The organism is Streptosporangium roseum DSM 43021 (assembly GCF_000024865.1).
Lineage (GTDB): Bacteria > Actinomycetota > Actinomycetes > Streptosporangiales > Streptosporangiaceae > Streptosporangium > Streptosporangium roseum.
Map to the genome: position 1 here is coordinate 10001106 of NC_013595.1, position 16793 is coordinate 10017898.

The window sequence follows — 16793 nt, forward strand, 5'->3', positions numbered from 1 at the left end:
ACAGGGGCCGACGAGAGAGGAACATCCCATGGACGACCTTCTGCGCATCGACGACGGGCTCTCCGAGGAGCAGCGCCTCATCCGCGACACCGTCAAGACGTTCGTGGCCGACAGGATCCTCCCCCACGTGGGCGACTGGTTCGAGGAGGCCGTCTTCCCCGCCCGCGAGCTCGGTCCGGTGCTCGGCTCGCTCGGCGTGCTCGGCATGCATCTCGAAGGGTACGGCTGCGCGGGCCTGGACGCCGTCTCCTACGGCGTCGCCTGCCGGGAGCTGGAGGCGGGAGACTCGGGACTGCGGTCGTTCGTCTCCGTGCAGGGCTCGCTCGCCATGTTCCCGATCTGGAAGTACGGCTCCGCGGAGCAGAAGGAGGAGTGGCTGCCCCGGATGGCCGCCGGTGAGGCGATCGGCTGCTTCGGCCTGACCGAGCCCGACCACGGCTCCGATCCGGCGAACATGCGCACCCACGCCAAACAGGACGCCTCCGGCGACTGGATCCTCAACGGCGCCAAGATGTGGATCACCAACGGCTCCATCGCCGACGTCGCCGTGGTCTGGGCCCAGACCGAGGACGGCATCCGCGGCTTCGTGGTCCCCACCGACACGCCCGGTTTCTCTGCGCCGGAGATCCACAAGAAGATGTCACTGCGGGCCTCGGTGACCTCGTCCCTGTACTTCGACGACGTCCGCCTCCCGGCGTCTGCCGTACTCCCTGGGGTCCGTGGCCTGAAGGGGCCGCTGTCGTGTCTGTCCGAGGCCCGTTTCGGCATCCTGTGGGGCGTCGTGGGCGCGGCCCGCGCCTGCCTGGAGGCGGCCGTCGGCTACGCCACGACCCGCGTCCAGTTCGGCAAGCCCATCGGCGGCTTCCAGTTGACCCAGGAGAAGCTCGCCTGGATGTACGTGGGTTTGGGGCAGTCCCAGCTCACCGCCCTCCATCTGGGCCGCCTGAAGGACGCCGGCACCCTCACCCCTCAGCAGGTCAGCTTCGGCAAGCTCGCCAACGTCCGCGCCGCCCTGGACATCGCCCGCCGGTCACGCGCGATCCTCGGCGGCAACGGCATCACCCTGGAGTATCCGGTGATCCGGCACATGACCAATCTGGAGAGCGTGCTGACGTACGAGGGGACGGAGGAGATCCACCTTCTCACCCTGGGCAGGGCGCTCACCGGACTCGACGCCTTCCACTGAGGCACGCCTCCTCGCCCGTCGAGCTGCGCGTCCCCGTCAACCGGGGCACGCTTCACCGCGCGTGCCGCCGCCGGGGCTGCCGCTGGGGCAGGCCGCAGGGACGCCAGTCCGGGGCCTCAGCCGCTCTGTCGAGCGAGTCATGCCATGAGAGACCGCGGCCCAGGTAGAAGCGGAACAGCTCGGCGGTGGCACGGGCGTCGGCCAGCGCGGCGTGGGCGTTCGAGAACGGGATCCCCGCGCGCTGGCAGCAGGCGCCGAGAGTCCACTTCCCGCCGGGGATGAGGTCAGGGGCGAGCTGCTGCGTGCACAGGGCCTCGGTCAGCCAGTGGCTGCCGGGGAGGACCTTGAGGAAACGCAGGTCGAATGAGACGTTGTGAGCCACCAGGACCCGCCCGGCGATCCGCTGCCACACCTCGTCCAGCACCTCCTCGATCACCGGCGCGCCCTCGACCATCGCTTCGGTGATGCCGTGGACGTGCACGGCCCCGGTGCCGCGACGGGGATCGACCAGCGAGTGCCACTCGTCGACGGTGGTGCCGTCGGCGTCCAGGGAGACGAGTGCGATCTCGCAGATCCGGTCCCCCTTGGCCGGCGAGAAGCCCGTGGTCTCCACGTCGACCACGACATACCCCCGCCTCGCGGACAGGTGGCCACTACGGGCGGGATCAAGCCCCGAGCTCGTCATGAGTGCCACTGTATGAGAGCTGACTCCCCGTTCTGTCTGCTATTGGGTAAACAGGTGATCGCCCGCAGGCCTGGCGACGGGCGTTAGTGGACACTATCCTCGGTACGCTGTCTCCAGCGGGGCGTTAGCTCAATGGTTAGAGCTGCGGACTTTTAATCCGTAGGTTCTGGGTTCGAGTCCCAGGCGCCCTACCTCGCTGAACTGGGCAGACTTCCCAATCTCCTTGATCGGGAAGCCTGCCCAGTTGCATTTTCCGTTGCATTCGCTGCCGTCACGTGGCCGTCAGTCGTCCCACAGCGCCCGCCCCATCCGCGCCGCCGCCTCACTCGCCAGGGTCTCCGTGATGTGGGTATAGCGCTTGGTCGTGGTCAGTTGCGAATGACCGAGCACCACCTGAATCACTCGAATGTCCCCCCCTGTTCCAGCAGGAGGGTTGCCGCCGTGGGACGCGCGTCATGGACACGGGCGTCCTTGTCCACCTCGGCGAGTTCCAGGATCGCTTTTCACTCGTCCCAGTCATCCCCGGCGTCGATAGGGCTTCCATCCGACATGCACCACACGAGGTCCCAGTCCTTCCATCTGTCCCCTGCGGCCTGCCGTTCGGCTTTCTGCGCCTCGTGATGAAGCTTGAGGAGCGCGACGAGCGGAGGCGGTAGGGCGATGGACCGTTTGCCCTTGCCCTTGGGCTTGGTGAAGGTCCAGCTCCCGACACGATCCGGGCACGCGACCGCATGCTTCGTGCAGTCCGGAGCGCAGAACTTCGGGCACGCGCCCCCGTGCTTCGTGCAGTTCTTACGGCACGCGACGAGGCAGACATGCCGCCGGCCAGAGGTGCGTTTGGCCTTGGGACAGTCCTTGAGGCAGGGGTAGCGGTGGTGACGAGCGCCGCAGGCGTGCGGGTCCTTGCAACCGTGCCGGTAACGGAACCGCTTGATCTGCCAGAAGACCCGTATCGGCGTCGCGGTGAATCTCAGCCAGGGCGAGGTCAGCTAAATCATGAAGGGGACCGCCCAAGTCACCTCCTTCGAGGTGTTCGAGCGCGTCGCCCAAGGCCTGCGCATGCCCGACCCCGCCCGCATGGCCCTGGGCCTGGCCCCTACCCGGCCGGCGGCACCACGAGTGATCGACGCCGTTACCCATCCCGCCTCAGTCATCCCGTCTCGGGATGGAACGCCAACAAGTGCCCTGCTTAGCGTGGAGAGCGCTGTTGCCGTTGGCCAGCCTCCGAGGGACGTCGACGTTCTGACCCTGGCCTGGATTGTGGGAAGGCTGGACTCTCACATGGACCGCCGAACGATGCTCATCCTCGCCGCCGGAATGACCGCCGAAACCGCGGCCACCATCGCCGACCCCTGGGAGCGCCTGTCCCGCGCGCTGACCGGACCACAGACACTCGACGAAGACACCATCGAACGCCTCGAAGCCCGCACCATCGGCTTCCACCGCCTGGAGTACGTGCTCCCCGCCCGAGCCATCTACCAAGGGCTCACCACCCACATCAACGAACTGAGCAACCTGCTCCAGAGCGGCCCGCCCGACCGCTTCCGCCGACGCCTGGCCGCGACCGCCGGCGAAGCCGCCACCCTCGCCTCCTGGATCGCCTGGGACCTCAAGCAGCCCGGCCAGTCCGCCTCATTCGAGCGCGTCTCCGCCCTGGCCGCCAAGGAGAGCGGGCACCCGATCATCCAGGCGTGCACCTACGCCTACAGGTCCAATGCCGCCGAAGGCCACACCGCCTACGAGGCCGTACGGCAGGCACAGCAGTTCCTCCCCGCCCAGGGCGACGACGCCACCCGGGCATGGCTGCTCAGCAGGGAAGCCGAAGAGTTGGCTGCCCTCGGTGACCGCCGCGCCGTCGACCTGTTGCACCAGGCCGAAGAGGCCTACGGTCGAGCACGACCCCACCGCGAACGCGCCTGGACCCGCTTCCTCGACCCCGGCCGCATGGCCGCCTTTCAACTGTCCACCTACGTACGACTCGGCGACGAACGTCAGGTGATCGAGGCCGGCCAGGCCGCGCTGTCGGCCGTCGCCCAGGACGCCGACCACAAGAAAGTGGCCGTCATCTACGCCGACATCGCCCAGGCCCAGCTCCAGATAGGCGACGTTGCCGAAGGAATCGCCTACGCCCGTCGGGCGCTCGACGCCGCCCAGCGCGGCGAATCGACCTGGGGACTCCAGCACCTCACGACGGTGGAGAAGGCCCTTTCCACCCAGCAGGACCAGGCCGCCCGGGACCTGCTCGGCGACATCGTCTCTACGCGCCGGACACTCGGGCCGTCTCCCGCCTGATCCACTCCAGGTAGTCAGCGGTGCCGGCCACCACGGGAACCGCGACGATCTGCGGCACCTCATACGAGTGCAACTCCCGCACCCGCCGCGCGAGCTCATCGAAACGCTCAACGGTGGTCTTCATCAGCAACAGCCACTCCTCAGAGCGCTGGATCTCTCCCGCCCACCAGTAGGTGGACTCGATCGGGGCGAGGATCTGGCAGTCAGCGGCCAGTCGCTGCCCGACAACTGCCGAACAGATTCGATCCGCCTCCTCGCGGCTGCTGGCAGTGACACGGACTTCAATGTGTTCGTGCATCAGGTCTCCGTAACAGGGAAATGAACAGTCGCCAAGACTGCCCGAAGTATCCACGCTAGACCGCAAGTTGTGGCTCACTCGCGAGGCAGTCGGAACGTAGAAATGTTTCGTTCCCGAAGGCCACGAGAAGTAACGATTAGGCAGGTATTCCAGTAGGAATACGCATCATCTGCATGCACGGCCTTACCAACACCAGAGGCCGGGACGTGACCGTGGTGCCCCTCGATACGCCTTGACCAGAACACGAAAAGGTCGACATAGTCGAGTGAATGGAATATGAGGAGTTGGCCTTTGGCGGTGACGACCCTGACCACGAGCCGGGGCTCGGCCCCTGGGTGGCGGCGCATACCAAGCTGCTGGCTACCTGCGCCGTGGCGCTTGTGGTGCTCGGCCTGGCCGGGGTCGGCGGCTGGTATCTGTACGAGCGATCCTGGCTGCCCCAGCCTCCGCCGGATATCGCACTGTCCCCGTCCTTAGATTTCGAGGTGGTCATGTGTGGATGTCCTGGCCTGACCGCGGCGACCGTTGAGCAACAACAGGAAACCGAGACCATGCTCCGGGCATTGCCCCAGGTGATGTCGGTCGAGGTGCGGAGCGGTCAGGATCTGTCCGATCAGTGGCGCAGAAGCTTCGAACGGATCGGTGACGTCAGGCAAGCGCAGATTTCGGGTCTCTCCGGCGACGTCCTGCATGGCACACTCCGTCGCACCGAGGACTTCCCTGCCGTGGTCGAAAAGATGAGGTCGGCGCCGAGGGTCTCCACCGTGACACGGTCAGGGGTGAATTTCTGGGCAGGCAGAGCTGAGGCTCAGATCTCTCTATGTGGAAAAGACATCCTCTCCCAGGCCGCATCAAAGTGTCAGCAGACCCAGCGCGCGGGAGCGGCGAGGATGGTCACCGAGCGGGAGAAGACGGCGATCGTCGCTCGACTGCGGGACCTGCCCGGAGTGGAGACGATTTACTTCCAAGACCCCGGTCACGCCCTGAAACTCGCGAAGCTCTCCGATCCGAAGTCCGAGTTGGATGAGACCTACCCGGGTTCCTTCTTCATCAAGTTCTCCGACCCGGCTCTCGCCCGCGCGATTTCCCCCGCCATCGGGCCGATGCCCGGCGTCCTGGCGGTGCGGCCGGTCTTGTCGAAGGAATGACGGACAGGGGTGTGGGGCGCTTTGCCGCGCATAGGAGATTCGGTCACCGCAACGGTGACGAGTCCCACCCTGTGCTGCAACTGCTCACGGTCAACGGCACTCAGCCGGTGGGCGGAGATCTGTCCGGTGCTCAACCACCTGCTGCGGTTGTCCGCTTTCAAGGCGGGGGCAAGTACACACGCGCTGGCCACGGCCCAATCGAGGAAGAGACCCGGCTCCCCGGCTGACACCAGCCTGATCACTTGATGAGTCGCCGACTGGCCTAAATGCATACCACGAGCTTTGCCGAATTGTTCTTATGGGTATCAAGCGCGGCGGCGCGGCGCGCCGCCGCCCGAACGCCGCCCGAGCGTGCGGCGTGGGCGCCGGTCTCGGCCGGCGGCGGGACCACGGGCCGCCCGCCGCACCATGCACTCGCCGTCCTCAACCACTGCGCCGTACCAGGGCCGCACCGCCGCCCGGAAAGCATCGACTGCTGGCGCTGATCTTCGCCGTGTCAGAGTCCCCGGCTTCGACGGTCGTGCTTGAGCGCTAGCCTCACGGCCCCATAAATGATGAAGAACAGGATCAGCCCCATGGCAAGCCAGAAGCCCAGAGCAACGAGTGCGGCCGTCCCGGTCATTACTCGCTCCTTGCGTTTTACCCACTTTGCCTGACGGTTGCAGACTAAATCTATGGAGCCGCCCTGGCGATCGCCTGACGATGGCCGATCTCCGTCCGGGGTTGGGGGCGATCGAAGGTCTGGGACTTCGTGCCTCAGCCCCAGCCCACCGAGCAACGGGGCTGGAGACCGTAGCCACCCCAGCCGTGCCACTCACGTGCCAGGAGGGCCAGGGGTCAGGAGGGGGTGACGGGAACTCGCGGGAACCAAAAGCTCTCGGACCTGGAGTGCGGCAAGTCAGAGAGTCGCGCGTCGAAATCTTCCAAACTGGCGACAAGGCGCCAGACCCTTACTGCTCTCGCGGCCTGTTCGTGAAACGCCAGACTTGCCGTGCGCATCGGAGTAGACAGGTGATCATGGAAGACCCAATGCGGTCCAGGGCTGGTCGGGCGTGGCGCTCCTGGCTGATGGTCCTCTCGGGCATTGCTTTGATTCTCGTAGTCGGAGTCCATCTGGCCAGTCGCGACAGTCCGGAGAAGGTGAGTCGATCGGTCACTGAGTCGACCGAGGAGGACGACGCGTCGAACGCGAGGATCATCGACAAAGATCAGCGCATCGATATCGACACCTTCAACCAGAAGGACAGCCCGCTGTGGCCGCTGATCGAAGAGTTTCGAAGCGCTGTCCCTCAGGACGACTCCATGCCTACGAACTCCAAGGGAGAGGAGTGATCGGCCTGCCGAGCAGTTGCATTTCCCGTTGCAGTGCAGGATTGTTCAGAGCCGTTCAGGATGGGCCACGCATGCCCTCCGACCTGCGTTGAACCATCCGGAACAGGCCGAGGGCGATCTTTTAATCCGTAGGTTCTGGGTTCGAGTCCCAGGCGCCCTACCACTCGCGAGCAGGAACGTAGGCTCTGACCTGGGCCTACGTTCCTGGCGATCTTTACCGGCACATGCAGTCGAATGCAGCTGTCCGCCAGTGGTCCCGGAATATACGCGGAATGGGACCAACGGCGTTTCCCCAGGTCAGCAAGGGAGTTCCGGAAGCGCGCGGAACGGTTCCGAGGGCGCGGGAGCCGACACGACGAAGGACCCCGAGAGCTACCCGGAGTCCTGCCCGTTCCGTTGTCAGGGATGTCACGTCGTGAGCGCTTCCAGGATCCGCTTGTTCGCCATCTCACACTGCCCGTCGACGCACGTGGCGTAGACCTTGAGAAGCACGTCCACCCCGTGCCCCGCCCGCTCCGCCACCTCTGGTGCGTGGACTCCGGCGTTGAGCCAGGATTCGTTCCTCACCCGTGGGTCACCGAGCGACGTGGCTGATCTCCGAGCTGGAACCCTGGACCGGCGGATTGCAGGTGGACACTCAAGGGGCAGGAGGCGCTGCGGCGCCAGAGGCGTTCGACAAGTTGCGAGCGGAGAGTGTGCCGCTTCCCCTCTCTACGATCATCTTCCGGCCAGGCAGGCAGAACAAGACTGTTTCTTCGGTCTGTACGCCGTCAGGCTGTAACCGTGAACGCTACAGGTAGTGAGGTCTGGGATCCGCTCGGCACTTTGCGCAGCGCCCTATGGATCGGAGGTGGCCAGTGGGCCGGCAAATCCACCGTCGCCAGGCTGCTGGCCATCCGGTACGGGCTGACCGCGTACCACTACGACTATCACGACGCGCGTGCACACAATGACCGTCGGATCGCACGCCGAGCGCGACTTGGCGAGCCCATCGCAGACCCCGCCCCGGACAGTGTCTGGGTGAACACCAGCCCTCAAGAGATGGCCGACGAGACCCTGGCCGGCTTCCCCATGCGGTTCGAGTGGGCTCTGGACGACCTGCGCGGCCTGGTATCGGGGCGACCCATCATCGCCGAAGGTTGGGGACTACGTCCCGAACTGGTCGCCCCCATCATCGACTCACCCCGTCGAATGATCGTTATGGTGCCGAGCGAGGAATTCCGTGAGCGTCAGCTCCGCGAGCTGCCCCGTGCCACCGCCGTCGATCACGCGGTCAGCGACCCTGATCGAGCACAGCGCAACCGACTCGCCCGAGACCGCCTCGTCGCCGACGAGGCCGCCCGCTCCGCTGGCCGCCTGGGCATACGAGTCCTTGAGGTTGATGGGCTCGACGATGCGGAGGCCGTGGCAGACATCGTGGTCGACCACTTCAGCTCCTATCTGCCGCTGTCTGACGCCTACCGGCCTTGATCACGCGGCTGGTTGTTGCACTCGTGCTGAGCTCCACGGACGCCACCGATGACCCGTCTCAGAGCGGCAAGGTCAGTGGATGATTCCCAAGCTGACAGTGCGGCTTGATTGCGATCGTTCACCTCGTTTCACAACCCTTCAGAGCGTCTGATTCGGCGGCCGCGACCTCGGCTCAGCCGGATGTGGGTCTCTCCTCAGTGACCTCTCGCTACCCGGGGCGGGCGGAAATGTGTTTGACCGCCACATGGCCGACCGAGACGATCAAGGGATGAGCATTGAGTTCTTGAGGTTCTCACCCGGCGATGTGGAAGTGCTCGCCGATTTCCTGGCGGGGGAAGAGTGGCCGTACCACGTGGGAACACAGGACAGGGAGACGGTCCGGCGCCGGGCCGCCGAAGGCCTTTATGACAGCGAGGAGACAAGGACGTTCTAGGTGCTCGTAAACGGTGAGCGCGCGGGGCTGGTCAAACTTCAGGACCTCACCGATGACACGCCCATGTTCGACCTGCGGATAGGGCGGGCTTGGCGAGGGCGAGGCGTCGGCACGGAGGCGGTGGCCTGGCTGACCGGCTATCTGTTCACGGAGCTGCCCGGCATCGTGAGGATCGAGGGCACGACGCGCCAGGACAACCAGGCGATGCGAGCGACCTTTCGCAAGAACGGTTATGCGAAGGAGTCGCACTACCGGGAGGCGTGGCCGGCTCCGGATGGCACACGCCATGACTCGATCGGTTATGCGATCCTCCGGCGTGACTGGCTTTCCGGGACGATTACGCCTCCGGACTGGCACGACGAACTCGCATGACGGTTCGCATTGGTGAAGACCCGGAACATACGCGGAATAGGACCACCGGCGTAGACCTTGAGAAGCACGTCCACCCCGTGCCCCGCCCGCTCCGCCGCCTCTGACGCATGGACTCCGGCGTTGAGCCAGGCGGACGGCCTTTGGCCTGTGGCGCAGCAGATCGGCATGGCGCGGACCGCGATCTTCCCGGCTGGTGGCCTGGCATCGGGGCCGGTAGCGTGCCACGGTGCTCACCGTTCGGATGAACGAAGCAGCGGCATCCGCACTTCGGCCGTTGGCGACCGCCGATCCGCCACCTGTCGTTCCCGGGCTCGGCCAGCGGCTCCGTGACAAGTTCGCCACGGGACTCACGTACAACGAAGGCGCCTGGGTATTCACTGAGCACGTCGGTCAACATGAACCGAGCCGGACGGATCCGAACGGCCGGAGCCATGACGAGCGGCGCGGTGAACGGCTCTGGACGGTCCCGGAGACCGTCCATGGCCAGTCTTCATCTCCATACTCGTCGACACTGAGCGACGATCAAGCACACGTGTGGCTGGACGACCACGCACGTGCAGGACCGCACGACCGTCAGTTCTTTTTCCGGTGCAGCACTGTGAAGGCATGCCGATCAAGAACCGCTCTCGCATCGGCTCGGCGTTTCGGATCGGAATGCAGAAGAGCCGTCAGAACCGCTACGACATATGTTCCGAGCAGACAGCAGGCGAAGACACCCACGAGCCACGGAGTCACTGCAACGAGACCAGCCAGAACAGCGGGCACGACAAACCGCCTCTCAAGGAACGGCACTTGTCGCTGAGATCTGTGATACGTCGTTCTCCCGTTCGGAGATCGGCGCAAGGACGGAGCTCAGCGCTGACCCTAAGATCACACGAACCAGGCATCCCGTCAATGCGCGATCATCAATCCGCTACCGCCCTCGGCTCGCCTGGCGCAGGCCGATCTCCGCTCGGCGGCCAGGAGACGCCGTACCCGTCGATGTCACCGTCATGGCGTGAGCGGTCACGGGTTCTCCTCGAACGGGGTCACGGGCCGGCTTCTGCGAGGATCACGTCTGTCCCGGGTGCCACTCATCCCGCGGGCGGAGGATCGGCTTCCCACGTGCGGAGGTGATCATCCGGCCGACAGCAGTCCGGCCGTCATCGCACGGAGTGCGGCCAGCGCCTGCTCGGCGTCGACCCGCTCGGGCGCCAGCAGCCACTGCTGGTGGATGCCGATTCCGGCGCCGACGATCGTGACGGCCAGCGCCTCGGCGGTCAGCCCGGGTGGCAGGGGCAGTCGTTCCAGCCAGCGCTTCCAGTGGTCGCGCAGGGTGTTGTGGATCTCGACGTAGCGGCCGTGGATCGGCGAGCCGGGCTCCAGCGCCTCCACCAGCAGCGTGACGAAGAGCTTGGTGGTCGGCCGCGCGAACAGGGCACTGAAGCCCTCCTCGAAACGCGCAAGGCCGTCTTCCACCTCCTCGGGCACCTCGGCGAGGCCGGCGCGGACCATCTCCACCGAGTGTTCGAGCACGGCCAGCAGCAGGCCCTCCTTGTTGCCGAAGTGCCACGGGATGGAGCCCCGGCTGATCCCGGAGCGTTCCGCGACGTCGATGAAGGTCGTCTGCCGGTAGCCCTTCTCGGCGAACAGCTGCGCCGCCGCGGTGAGGATCAGCTCGCGGCTCTCGGTGCTGGTCTGCTCTCGTCGTGTTGTCACGCCACCCCCCTTGTGCTAACAATCATATTCTATGTTGGCCAACACAGGAGGTTGATGTGCGCTTCGTGACCTATGCCGCCGAGGACGGTGACCGTGCCGGCGTCCTCGACGGCGACCTGATCCACGCCTTTCCCCCGGGGACGACCCTGCTCGGACTGCTCGGCTCCGGGCTGCGGCAGGCGGGCGAGCAGGCGCTCGCCGAACCGGACGAGGTCGTGCCGCTGTCCGACGTCATGGTGCGGGCCCCCATCCCCAGGCCCCCGTCCATCCGGGACTGCCTGTGCTTCCTCGACCACATGCGCGGCTGCCTGAAAGCCACCGGTGGCACGGGGGACCTGGAGCCCACCTGGTACCAGATCCCGGCTTTCTACTTCGCCAACCCCGCCACCGTCATCGGACCCCACGACGACGTACCCATCTCGCCGGGCAGCGCATGGTTCGACTTCGAGCTGGAGATCGGCGCGGTGATCGGCACCGCGGGCCGCGACCTGACCCCCGAGCAGGCCGAGGAGCACATCGCCGGCTACACCCTGATGTGCGACTGGAGCGCCCGCGACCTGCAGGGCCTGGAGAGCCAGCTCAAGATCGGCCAGGCGAAGGGCAAGGACGGGGCGACCACGCTCGGCCCCTGGCTCGTCACCCCCGACGAGCTGCCCGCCGGCCTCGCCGTCGCGGTGCGCGCCGAGGTCAACGGCGTCACCGTCGGCGAAGGCCGCGCCGACGCGATGGACTGGTCCTTCGGCGAGGTGATCTCCTACGCCTCCCGCGGCGCCGAGCTCCAGCCGGGCGACGTCTTCGGCTCCGGCACCGTGCCCGGCTGCTGCCTCATCGAGCACCTCAGCTTCGCCGACCTGGCCGCCTTCCCCGGCTGGCTCAAGGACGGCGACGTGGTACGGCTGAGCGCCGAGGGACTGGGCGAGATCCGGCAGACCGCGCGGGCTTCGGCCGCACCGTACCCGCTGGCCGCCCGGCCCGATCCCGCCGCCGGACCACGACGACCGCGCCGCAACCCGGCCCCCTCCGCCCTGCCGTACACGGCGGGGCTCCACCAGGTCGGCGAGGGCGTCTGGGCGTGGCTGCTACCCGACGGCGGCTACGGCAGGAGCAACGCGGGCCTGGTCACGGGCGAGGGTGCGTCCCTGCTGGTCGACACCCTCTACGACCTGTCACTGACCGGGGAGATGCTGGACGGCATGCGGGTCGTCACCGATCGGCACCCGCTGACCCACGCCGTGCTCACCCACGCCGACGGCGACCACACCCACGGCGGCGGGCTCCTGCCCGCCCAGGTGCGCGTGATCACCGCCGAGGGGACCGCGCATGGGATGCGCACCGAGATGCCGCCGGAGCTGACGGCGGCGCTGCAGGTGATGGACCTCGGGCCGGTGCTCACGCCGTACATGCGCGAGCGCTTCGGCGGCTTCGACTTCGGGGGCATCCGCCTGCGCGAGCCTGACCAGACCTTCCAGCGGCGGCTCACCCTCGACGTGGGCGGCCGCGAGGTGCGCCTGCTCGACCTCGGGCCGGCCCACACCGAGGCCGACACGGTGGTCCACGTACCGGACGCGGGCGTGCTGTTCGCCGGCGACCTGCTGTTCATCGGATGCACGCCGATCGTGTGGAGCGGCCCCATCGCCAACTGGATCTCCGCCTGCGACACGATGCTCGCCCTGGACGCGCCGACCGTCGTCCCCGGCCACGGCCCGGTGACGGACCCGGACGGGATCCGCGCCGTGCGCGCCTACCTCGCCCACGTCGTCGAGCAGGCCGACCTCGCCCACGCCAAGGGCCTGAACCTGCGAGAGGCGGCGTTCGCCGCCGACCTGGCCGACTACGCCTCCTGGCTGGACGCCGAGCGGATCGTGGTCAACATCTACCGGCGCTACCGGGAGATCGATCCCGAGCAGCCCGTGCTCGACAGGTTCGCGCTGTTCGCCCTGATGGCCGAATGGGAGGCCGCCCGCTCATGAGACTCCCGGACACCGCCCACACCTCACGCCCCTGGCGAATCCACACCCTGACACCCGACTTCCGGCTTGAGGACGTCTGGGAGTTGCCCACCCCCGGCGGCCCCGACGACCTCCAGCGGCTGGTGCGGCAGATGGTCACCGGCCAGGGCCACTTCTCCGGCGCCGCTCGGAGCCTGTTCGCGCTGCGCTGGAAGATCGGCAGGCTGTTCGGCTGGGACCGGCCGGACGCCGGCCTCGGCGCGCGGGTGGAGACGCTGCGCAACCGGCTCCCTGCCGACCTGCGCGACGGCCCGACCGTACCGGACCCCATCGCCGTGCCGCTCACCTCGGTCTACCTGACCGACAACGAGTGGGTGACGGAACTGGCCAACAAGACCGTGCACACCGTCATGCACATCGGCTGGGTGCCCGACTCCCGCGGCGGCTACCGCGGGCAGATGGCCGTGCTCGTCAAGCCGAACGGGCTGTTCGGCAGGGCCTACATGGCCGCGATCAGGCCTTTCCGCCACCTGATCGTGGACCCGGCCCTGATTCACATGATCGGACGCGGATGGCAGAGGAGCGCAGCATGAAGGTCGGGATGATCGCACACCACTACCCGCACGCCTCGCACCGGAAGGAGTTCGTCGCACGCGTGCACCAGGTCGCCGAGGTGTTCCGGAGCACGCCCGGGTGCCTGTCGGCCGAATGCTGGCAGACCGACGACGCGGTGACCTCCATCGTGCAGTGGGAGTCGGAGGAGGCCTTCGCCGCCTCCCTGGTCGCCGTGCAGGCGGCCGGCCTCGATCTGGCCTACGACGAGCGCGAGGTACGGCCCCGCGAGATCATCCGGCTGACGGCGGCCTGACCCGGTCCTCGCTCAGCCGGACAGGGCGGCGTCCAGCGTGCGGGGAGGTGCCGGACGAGCCGGCCGGCCGGCATCATGGCCGGCGGCCGGCTCCCGGCGACGTATCGGCTGGACATCGCGCCGAGCAGGGGCGCGCCGAACAGGCCGGCCCGCCCGTCGACGGCCGCCCCGCCGCTCAGGTCCAGACAGGCTCTCCGAGGCGCGTCGTCGTCGACAACACCTGGCAGCCCATACGGCGGGCCGCGTCGAACAGGGCGACGCGAGCCCTCTCTCCGTCTCCGGGCGGGAAGGCGACCCGGATCTGGTGGCCGTAGACCGTCTCGTAGGTCAGCAGCCAGCCGAGGTCCGTGGCGGCGAAGTGGTCCTGCCGGGCATCGTCCTCGTCGCCGTGATCGTCTTCGTCGCTGTAGCTGCCTCGGTCCGCCGTGGGCGCGAGCGCGTCACGCAGGATCCGCAGCCGCTCGTGGTAGGGCGACTCGCTCTCGGACAGCCTGATGTAGACGTGTTCGCGCTCGAGAAACGGCTCGAACCACGGCGACGCCTCGACCTCGCCGGGCAATATCGGCGTGGTGATCCGCCCGCTCAGCCAGCCGTGGAGGAACTCCACCGCGCCGATGTCATGCGCGTCGTAGGCGACGCTGCGCGGATTCCAGACCACGACGCGCCAGCTGTCCGGTTCTCCCTCGGTCAGCCAGCAGAGCGAATCACCGTTGTCGGTGCCGGCCCACTCCAGCAGCCCACCGGGTTCCGGGTAGAAGGGGTAGGGGCATTCGTCGGGATACTTCTCACGGAAAGACCTCTCCCTGCCAAGCAGCTGCTGAGCGCGCTGGATCAGCAGGTCGTGAGCGCCGAACGGGGTCAGCGGCGTGATGAGGTCAACGAACTGGCCGCGCCCGTATCGCTCGACGAGCGTCTTGAAGTCAGCGGGCAGCTCAAGCCCGAGGGCGGCCTCGACCTCACTCCAGTCGCCCCGCGCATCGACCGGTTCCGTGGGCGGCGGCACAAGGCGGACCAACTCATCGATCGTCGTCATGGCCCGCGAGTGTAGCGAGCCGCCACGATCGGAAGTCCGCCCCGGCGGCCCGCCGGGGAAGGCCTCGCCCGGCATCGACCGTCCGGCAGGCGTGCCGGGCCCGCAGCCGTCTGGCCGGACCTGTTAGATTTTTTCCATGCGGCCAGAAAATAATCCAGTGGGCCAAAATTCGAGGTCGTTCATCGAGACGGCCCGCCGGGCGCAGATCGTCGCCTCCGCCATAGAGGTGATCGCCGAGCACGGGTTCGCCGGCGCCTCACTGGCCCGCATCGCCGAACACGCGGGGATCAGCAAGGGCGTCATCTCCTACCACTTCACCGGCAAGGACGAGCTGATGGAGGAGGTGGTCAGCCAGGTCTACGCCGACACCGTGCGATACATCCTGGCCAGGATGGAGGGCCAGGAGACCGCGACCGCGCTGCTCAGGACCCAGATCATCGCCGGTGCCCAGCACATGCGCGAGCACCGCGCCCAGGTCAAGGCGCTGGGCGAGATCTTCTCCAACCTGCGCCTGCCGGACGGCAGGCCCCGCTACGGGGTCGCCGCGAGCGAGGAGCTGTTCCAGTCGCTGGAGCACATCTACCGCCTCGGACAGCAGAGCGGCGAGTTCAGGCCGTTCGACGTCCGCGTCATGGCCGTCAGCCACCTGGCGGCCATGGACAACATGTTCGCCTACTGGTCCGCGCACCCCGAGCACGATCTCGAAGCGCACGCCCGCGAGCTGGCCGACCTCTTCGAACACGCCGTCGGCGCGCGGAAGACCCGTTCGTGACCGTCGGAGGTCCTCACCCGGCGCAGACCGGCGGCACAGGTCCGTCCCGTCCGGTCAGCCGGGTGGGCGCGGGCGGGATCACTGGATCGTGGCGGGAAAGCCGCGCTGCCGGGCGGCCTCGTACAGCACGAGGGTGCCGGCCGAGGCCGCGTTGAGCGAGCTGGCGGCACCCCCCATCGGGATCCGCACGACCTCGTCGCACATCTCACGCCAGCGCGCGCTCATGCCCGCGGTCTCGTTGCCGACCACCAGCAGGGTGGGGACGGTGAGGTCGCACCCGGAGATCGGCGTCGAGCCGCTCTCGTCGGTGCCCACGATCCTGATCGGCAGCCCCCCGTCGCGCTGCGCGCCGACCCAGTCGAGCACGTCGTCCGGCGAGGGCCGGCGCACCACCGGCAGGCTGAACAGCGATCCGGTGCTCGCCCGCACCGACTTGGGATCGTAGACGTCGGCGGCGTGACCGGTCACGATCAGGCCCGCGGCGCCGAAGGCGTCGGCCGAACGCACCAGCGTGCCGATGTTGCCCGGATTGCCGGGGCGGTCGAAGGCCACTCCCAGGAAGCCCGGCCCCGGCCGCAGCCGGTCGAGGTCGTCGGGGAGCAGCGCCCCGACCGCGATCAGCTCGGGCGTCTCCGACTCCCGCTCGCCCAGCTCCCACAGCAGCTCGGGGGCGACCTCGGCGAGCGGGACGCCGCTGTCGTCGATCAGGCGCCGCGCCCACGCCGACAGCCGCTGGCCGGCCGGGTACAGCAGGGTGCGCAGCGGCCAGCCGTGCTCGACGGCCAGCGTGATGGGCCGCACGCCGTGGATGAGGAACTCCCCGGTGCGCTGGCGCTTGGTGCGGTTGGTCAGCAGGGCCTGCCACTGCTGGAAGAGCGCGTTGCGGGCGGTGACCTTCGGCACCCGCCCGGGCCGGGTGGCCTGTGCGGGAGGCGGCGCGGCCGCGAGGGGCCCGCGCGTCCTGGCGCGACTGCCCCGCTTCGCTCCGCTGTCGTGTTCTCTGCCCGGCACAGGAGCAAGGCTAACAGCCCGGCCCCTCACCGGATCTTGATCAGCCGGCGCCGGCTTCCGGGCATCCCCCCGGTGGAGGAGATTCTCCCCGGAGCCCGCGAGTGGGTCGCGCGCTTCTCGGCCTGACGCTCACGGCCCCGGCGCACTCCCGCGGAAGCCGTGTCTCGTCCGCCGGTCCGGCCCCCGCCCTCCGGCGCCCCGAATCGTGATGATCTTCTGGGAGAGATGCCGTTTTACGCCCGCGGA

17 protein-coding genes and 1 tRNA gene are annotated in these 16793 nt (G+C 67.8%); 12 read left to right on the forward strand and 6 right to left on the reverse strand.

Translation table 11 applies throughout. The annotated features are described in order from the left end of the window. Positions 1-28 precede the first annotated feature (28 nt). Entirely contained in the window at positions 29-1186 is a 1158-nt protein-coding gene (locus SROS_RS43760; protein ID WP_012895415.1) for an acyl-CoA dehydrogenase family protein, read from the forward strand. A 52-nt stretch (positions 1187-1238) separates the two neighbouring features. On the opposite strand, the gene SROS_RS43765 is transcribed toward SROS_RS43760, so the two are convergent. Further along, positions 1239-1871: a 3'-5' exonuclease gene (locus tag SROS_RS43765; RefSeq protein WP_043654190.1), complete on the reverse strand. Its 633-nt coding sequence runs from the start codon at positions 1869-1871 to the stop codon at positions 1239-1241. 118 nt (positions 1872-1989) lie between these two features. Between SROS_RS43765 and SROS_RS43770 the strand changes: the two genes are divergently transcribed. Both SROS_RS43770 and SROS_RS43780 read left to right on the forward strand, forming a co-directional pair. After that, a tRNA-Lys gene (locus tag SROS_RS43770) sits at positions 1990-2062 on the forward strand. 886 nt (positions 2063-2948) lie between these two features. Further along, on the forward strand, positions 2949-4163 hold the full coding sequence (locus SROS_RS43780) for an NsdA family TPR-like regulatory protein (protein WP_483754803.1): 1215 nt from the start codon (positions 2949-2951) through the stop codon (positions 4161-4163). On the opposite strand, the gene cutA is transcribed toward SROS_RS43780, so the two are convergent. Continuing rightward, positions 4129-4461, reverse strand: a complete 333-nt coding sequence (gene cutA / locus SROS_RS43785; protein WP_012895418.1) for a divalent-cation tolerance protein CutA — start codon at positions 4459-4461, stop codon at positions 4129-4131. The two genes, SROS_RS43780 and cutA, sit on opposite strands and share 35 nt — an antisense overlap. Positions 4462-4730: 269 nt before the next feature. Between cutA and SROS_RS43790 the strand changes: the two genes are divergently transcribed. Together SROS_RS43790 and SROS_RS43795 are read left to right on the forward strand one after the other, a co-directional pair. Beyond that, on the forward strand, positions 4731-5609 hold the full coding sequence (locus SROS_RS43790) for a hypothetical protein (protein ID WP_012895419.1): 879 nt from the start codon (positions 4731-4733) through the stop codon (positions 5607-5609). Positions 5610-6626: 1017 nt separating this feature from the next. Further along, positions 6627-6941 carry a hypothetical protein gene (locus tag SROS_RS43795; RefSeq protein ID WP_148269412.1) on the forward strand — a complete coding sequence of 105 codons (315 nt, stop codon included), beginning with the start codon at positions 6627-6629 and terminating at the stop codon, positions 6939-6941. Between the two features lie 408 nt (positions 6942-7349). On the opposite strand, the gene SROS_RS51555 is transcribed toward SROS_RS43795, so the two are convergent. Beyond that, positions 7350-7508, reverse strand: a complete 159-nt coding sequence (locus SROS_RS51555) for a hypothetical protein (RefSeq protein WP_169369507.1) — start codon at positions 7506-7508, stop codon at positions 7350-7352. A 216-nt stretch (positions 7509-7724) separates the two neighbouring features. On the opposite strand from SROS_RS51555, the gene SROS_RS48450 reads away from it, so the two are divergent. From SROS_RS48450 to SROS_RS43805, 3 genes are all read left to right on the forward strand, one after another. After that, on the forward strand, positions 7725-8411 hold the full coding sequence (locus SROS_RS48450) for a hypothetical protein (protein WP_012895422.1): 687 nt from the start codon (positions 7725-7727) through the stop codon (positions 8409-8411). 268 nt (positions 8412-8679) lie between these two features. Then, positions 8680-8844, forward strand: coding sequence for a hypothetical protein (locus SROS_RS52525; protein ID WP_218919780.1), 165 nt, complete (start codon positions 8680-8682; stop codon positions 8842-8844). After that, complete coding sequence (locus tag SROS_RS43805) at positions 8845-9216, forward strand: GNAT family N-acetyltransferase (RefSeq protein WP_218919781.1); 372 nt, start codon at positions 8845-8847, stop codon at positions 9214-9216. Positions 9217-10332: 1116 nt separating this feature from the next. Here the strand turns inward: SROS_RS43805 and SROS_RS43810 are convergent. Continuing rightward, positions 10333-10914, reverse strand: coding sequence for a TetR/AcrR family transcriptional regulator (locus SROS_RS43810; RefSeq protein ID WP_012895423.1), 582 nt, complete (start codon positions 10912-10914; stop codon positions 10333-10335). 56 nt (positions 10915-10970) lie between these two features. On the opposite strand from SROS_RS43810, the gene SROS_RS43815 reads away from it, so the two are divergent. Genes SROS_RS43815 through SROS_RS43825 form a run of 3 tightly spaced genes read left to right on the forward strand, consistent with a single transcriptional unit; the run spans position 10971 to position 13731 of the window. Then, complete coding sequence (locus tag SROS_RS43815) at positions 10971-12884, forward strand: fumarylacetoacetate hydrolase family protein (RefSeq protein ID WP_012895424.1); 1914 nt, start codon at positions 10971-10973, stop codon at positions 12882-12884. Further along, positions 12881-13456 carry a DUF2867 domain-containing protein gene (locus SROS_RS43820; protein ID WP_012895425.1) on the forward strand — a complete coding sequence of 192 codons (576 nt, stop codon included), beginning with the start codon at positions 12881-12883 and terminating at the stop codon, positions 13454-13456. Before SROS_RS43815 ends, SROS_RS43820 begins: the two co-directional genes overlap by 4 nt. After that, positions 13453-13731 (forward strand): antibiotic biosynthesis monooxygenase family protein, encoded by a 279-nt coding sequence (locus SROS_RS43825; protein ID WP_012895426.1) that lies wholly within the window; start codon positions 13453-13455, stop codon positions 13729-13731. Before SROS_RS43820 ends, SROS_RS43825 begins: the two co-directional genes overlap by 4 nt. A 175-nt stretch (positions 13732-13906) precedes the next feature. On the opposite strand, the gene SROS_RS43830 is transcribed toward SROS_RS43825, so the two are convergent. Further along, a complete protein-coding gene (locus tag SROS_RS43830) occupies positions 13907-14764 on the reverse strand; it encodes an SMI1/KNR4 family protein (RefSeq protein ID WP_043654196.1) in 858 nt (285 codons plus the stop codon). A 136-nt stretch (positions 14765-14900) separates the two neighbouring features. Between SROS_RS43830 and SROS_RS43835 the strand changes: the two genes are divergently transcribed. Continuing rightward, positions 14901-15536: a TetR/AcrR family transcriptional regulator gene (locus SROS_RS43835; RefSeq protein ID WP_012895428.1), complete on the forward strand. Its 636-nt coding sequence runs from the start codon at positions 14901-14903 to the stop codon at positions 15534-15536. Between the two features lie 78 nt (positions 15537-15614). Here SROS_RS43835 and SROS_RS43840 read toward each other — a convergent pair whose 3' ends face one another. Then, on the reverse strand, positions 15615-16547 hold the full coding sequence (locus SROS_RS43840) for a TrmH family RNA methyltransferase (RefSeq protein WP_245564508.1): 933 nt from the start codon (positions 16545-16547) through the stop codon (positions 15615-15617). Positions 16548-16793 lie beyond the last annotated feature (246 nt).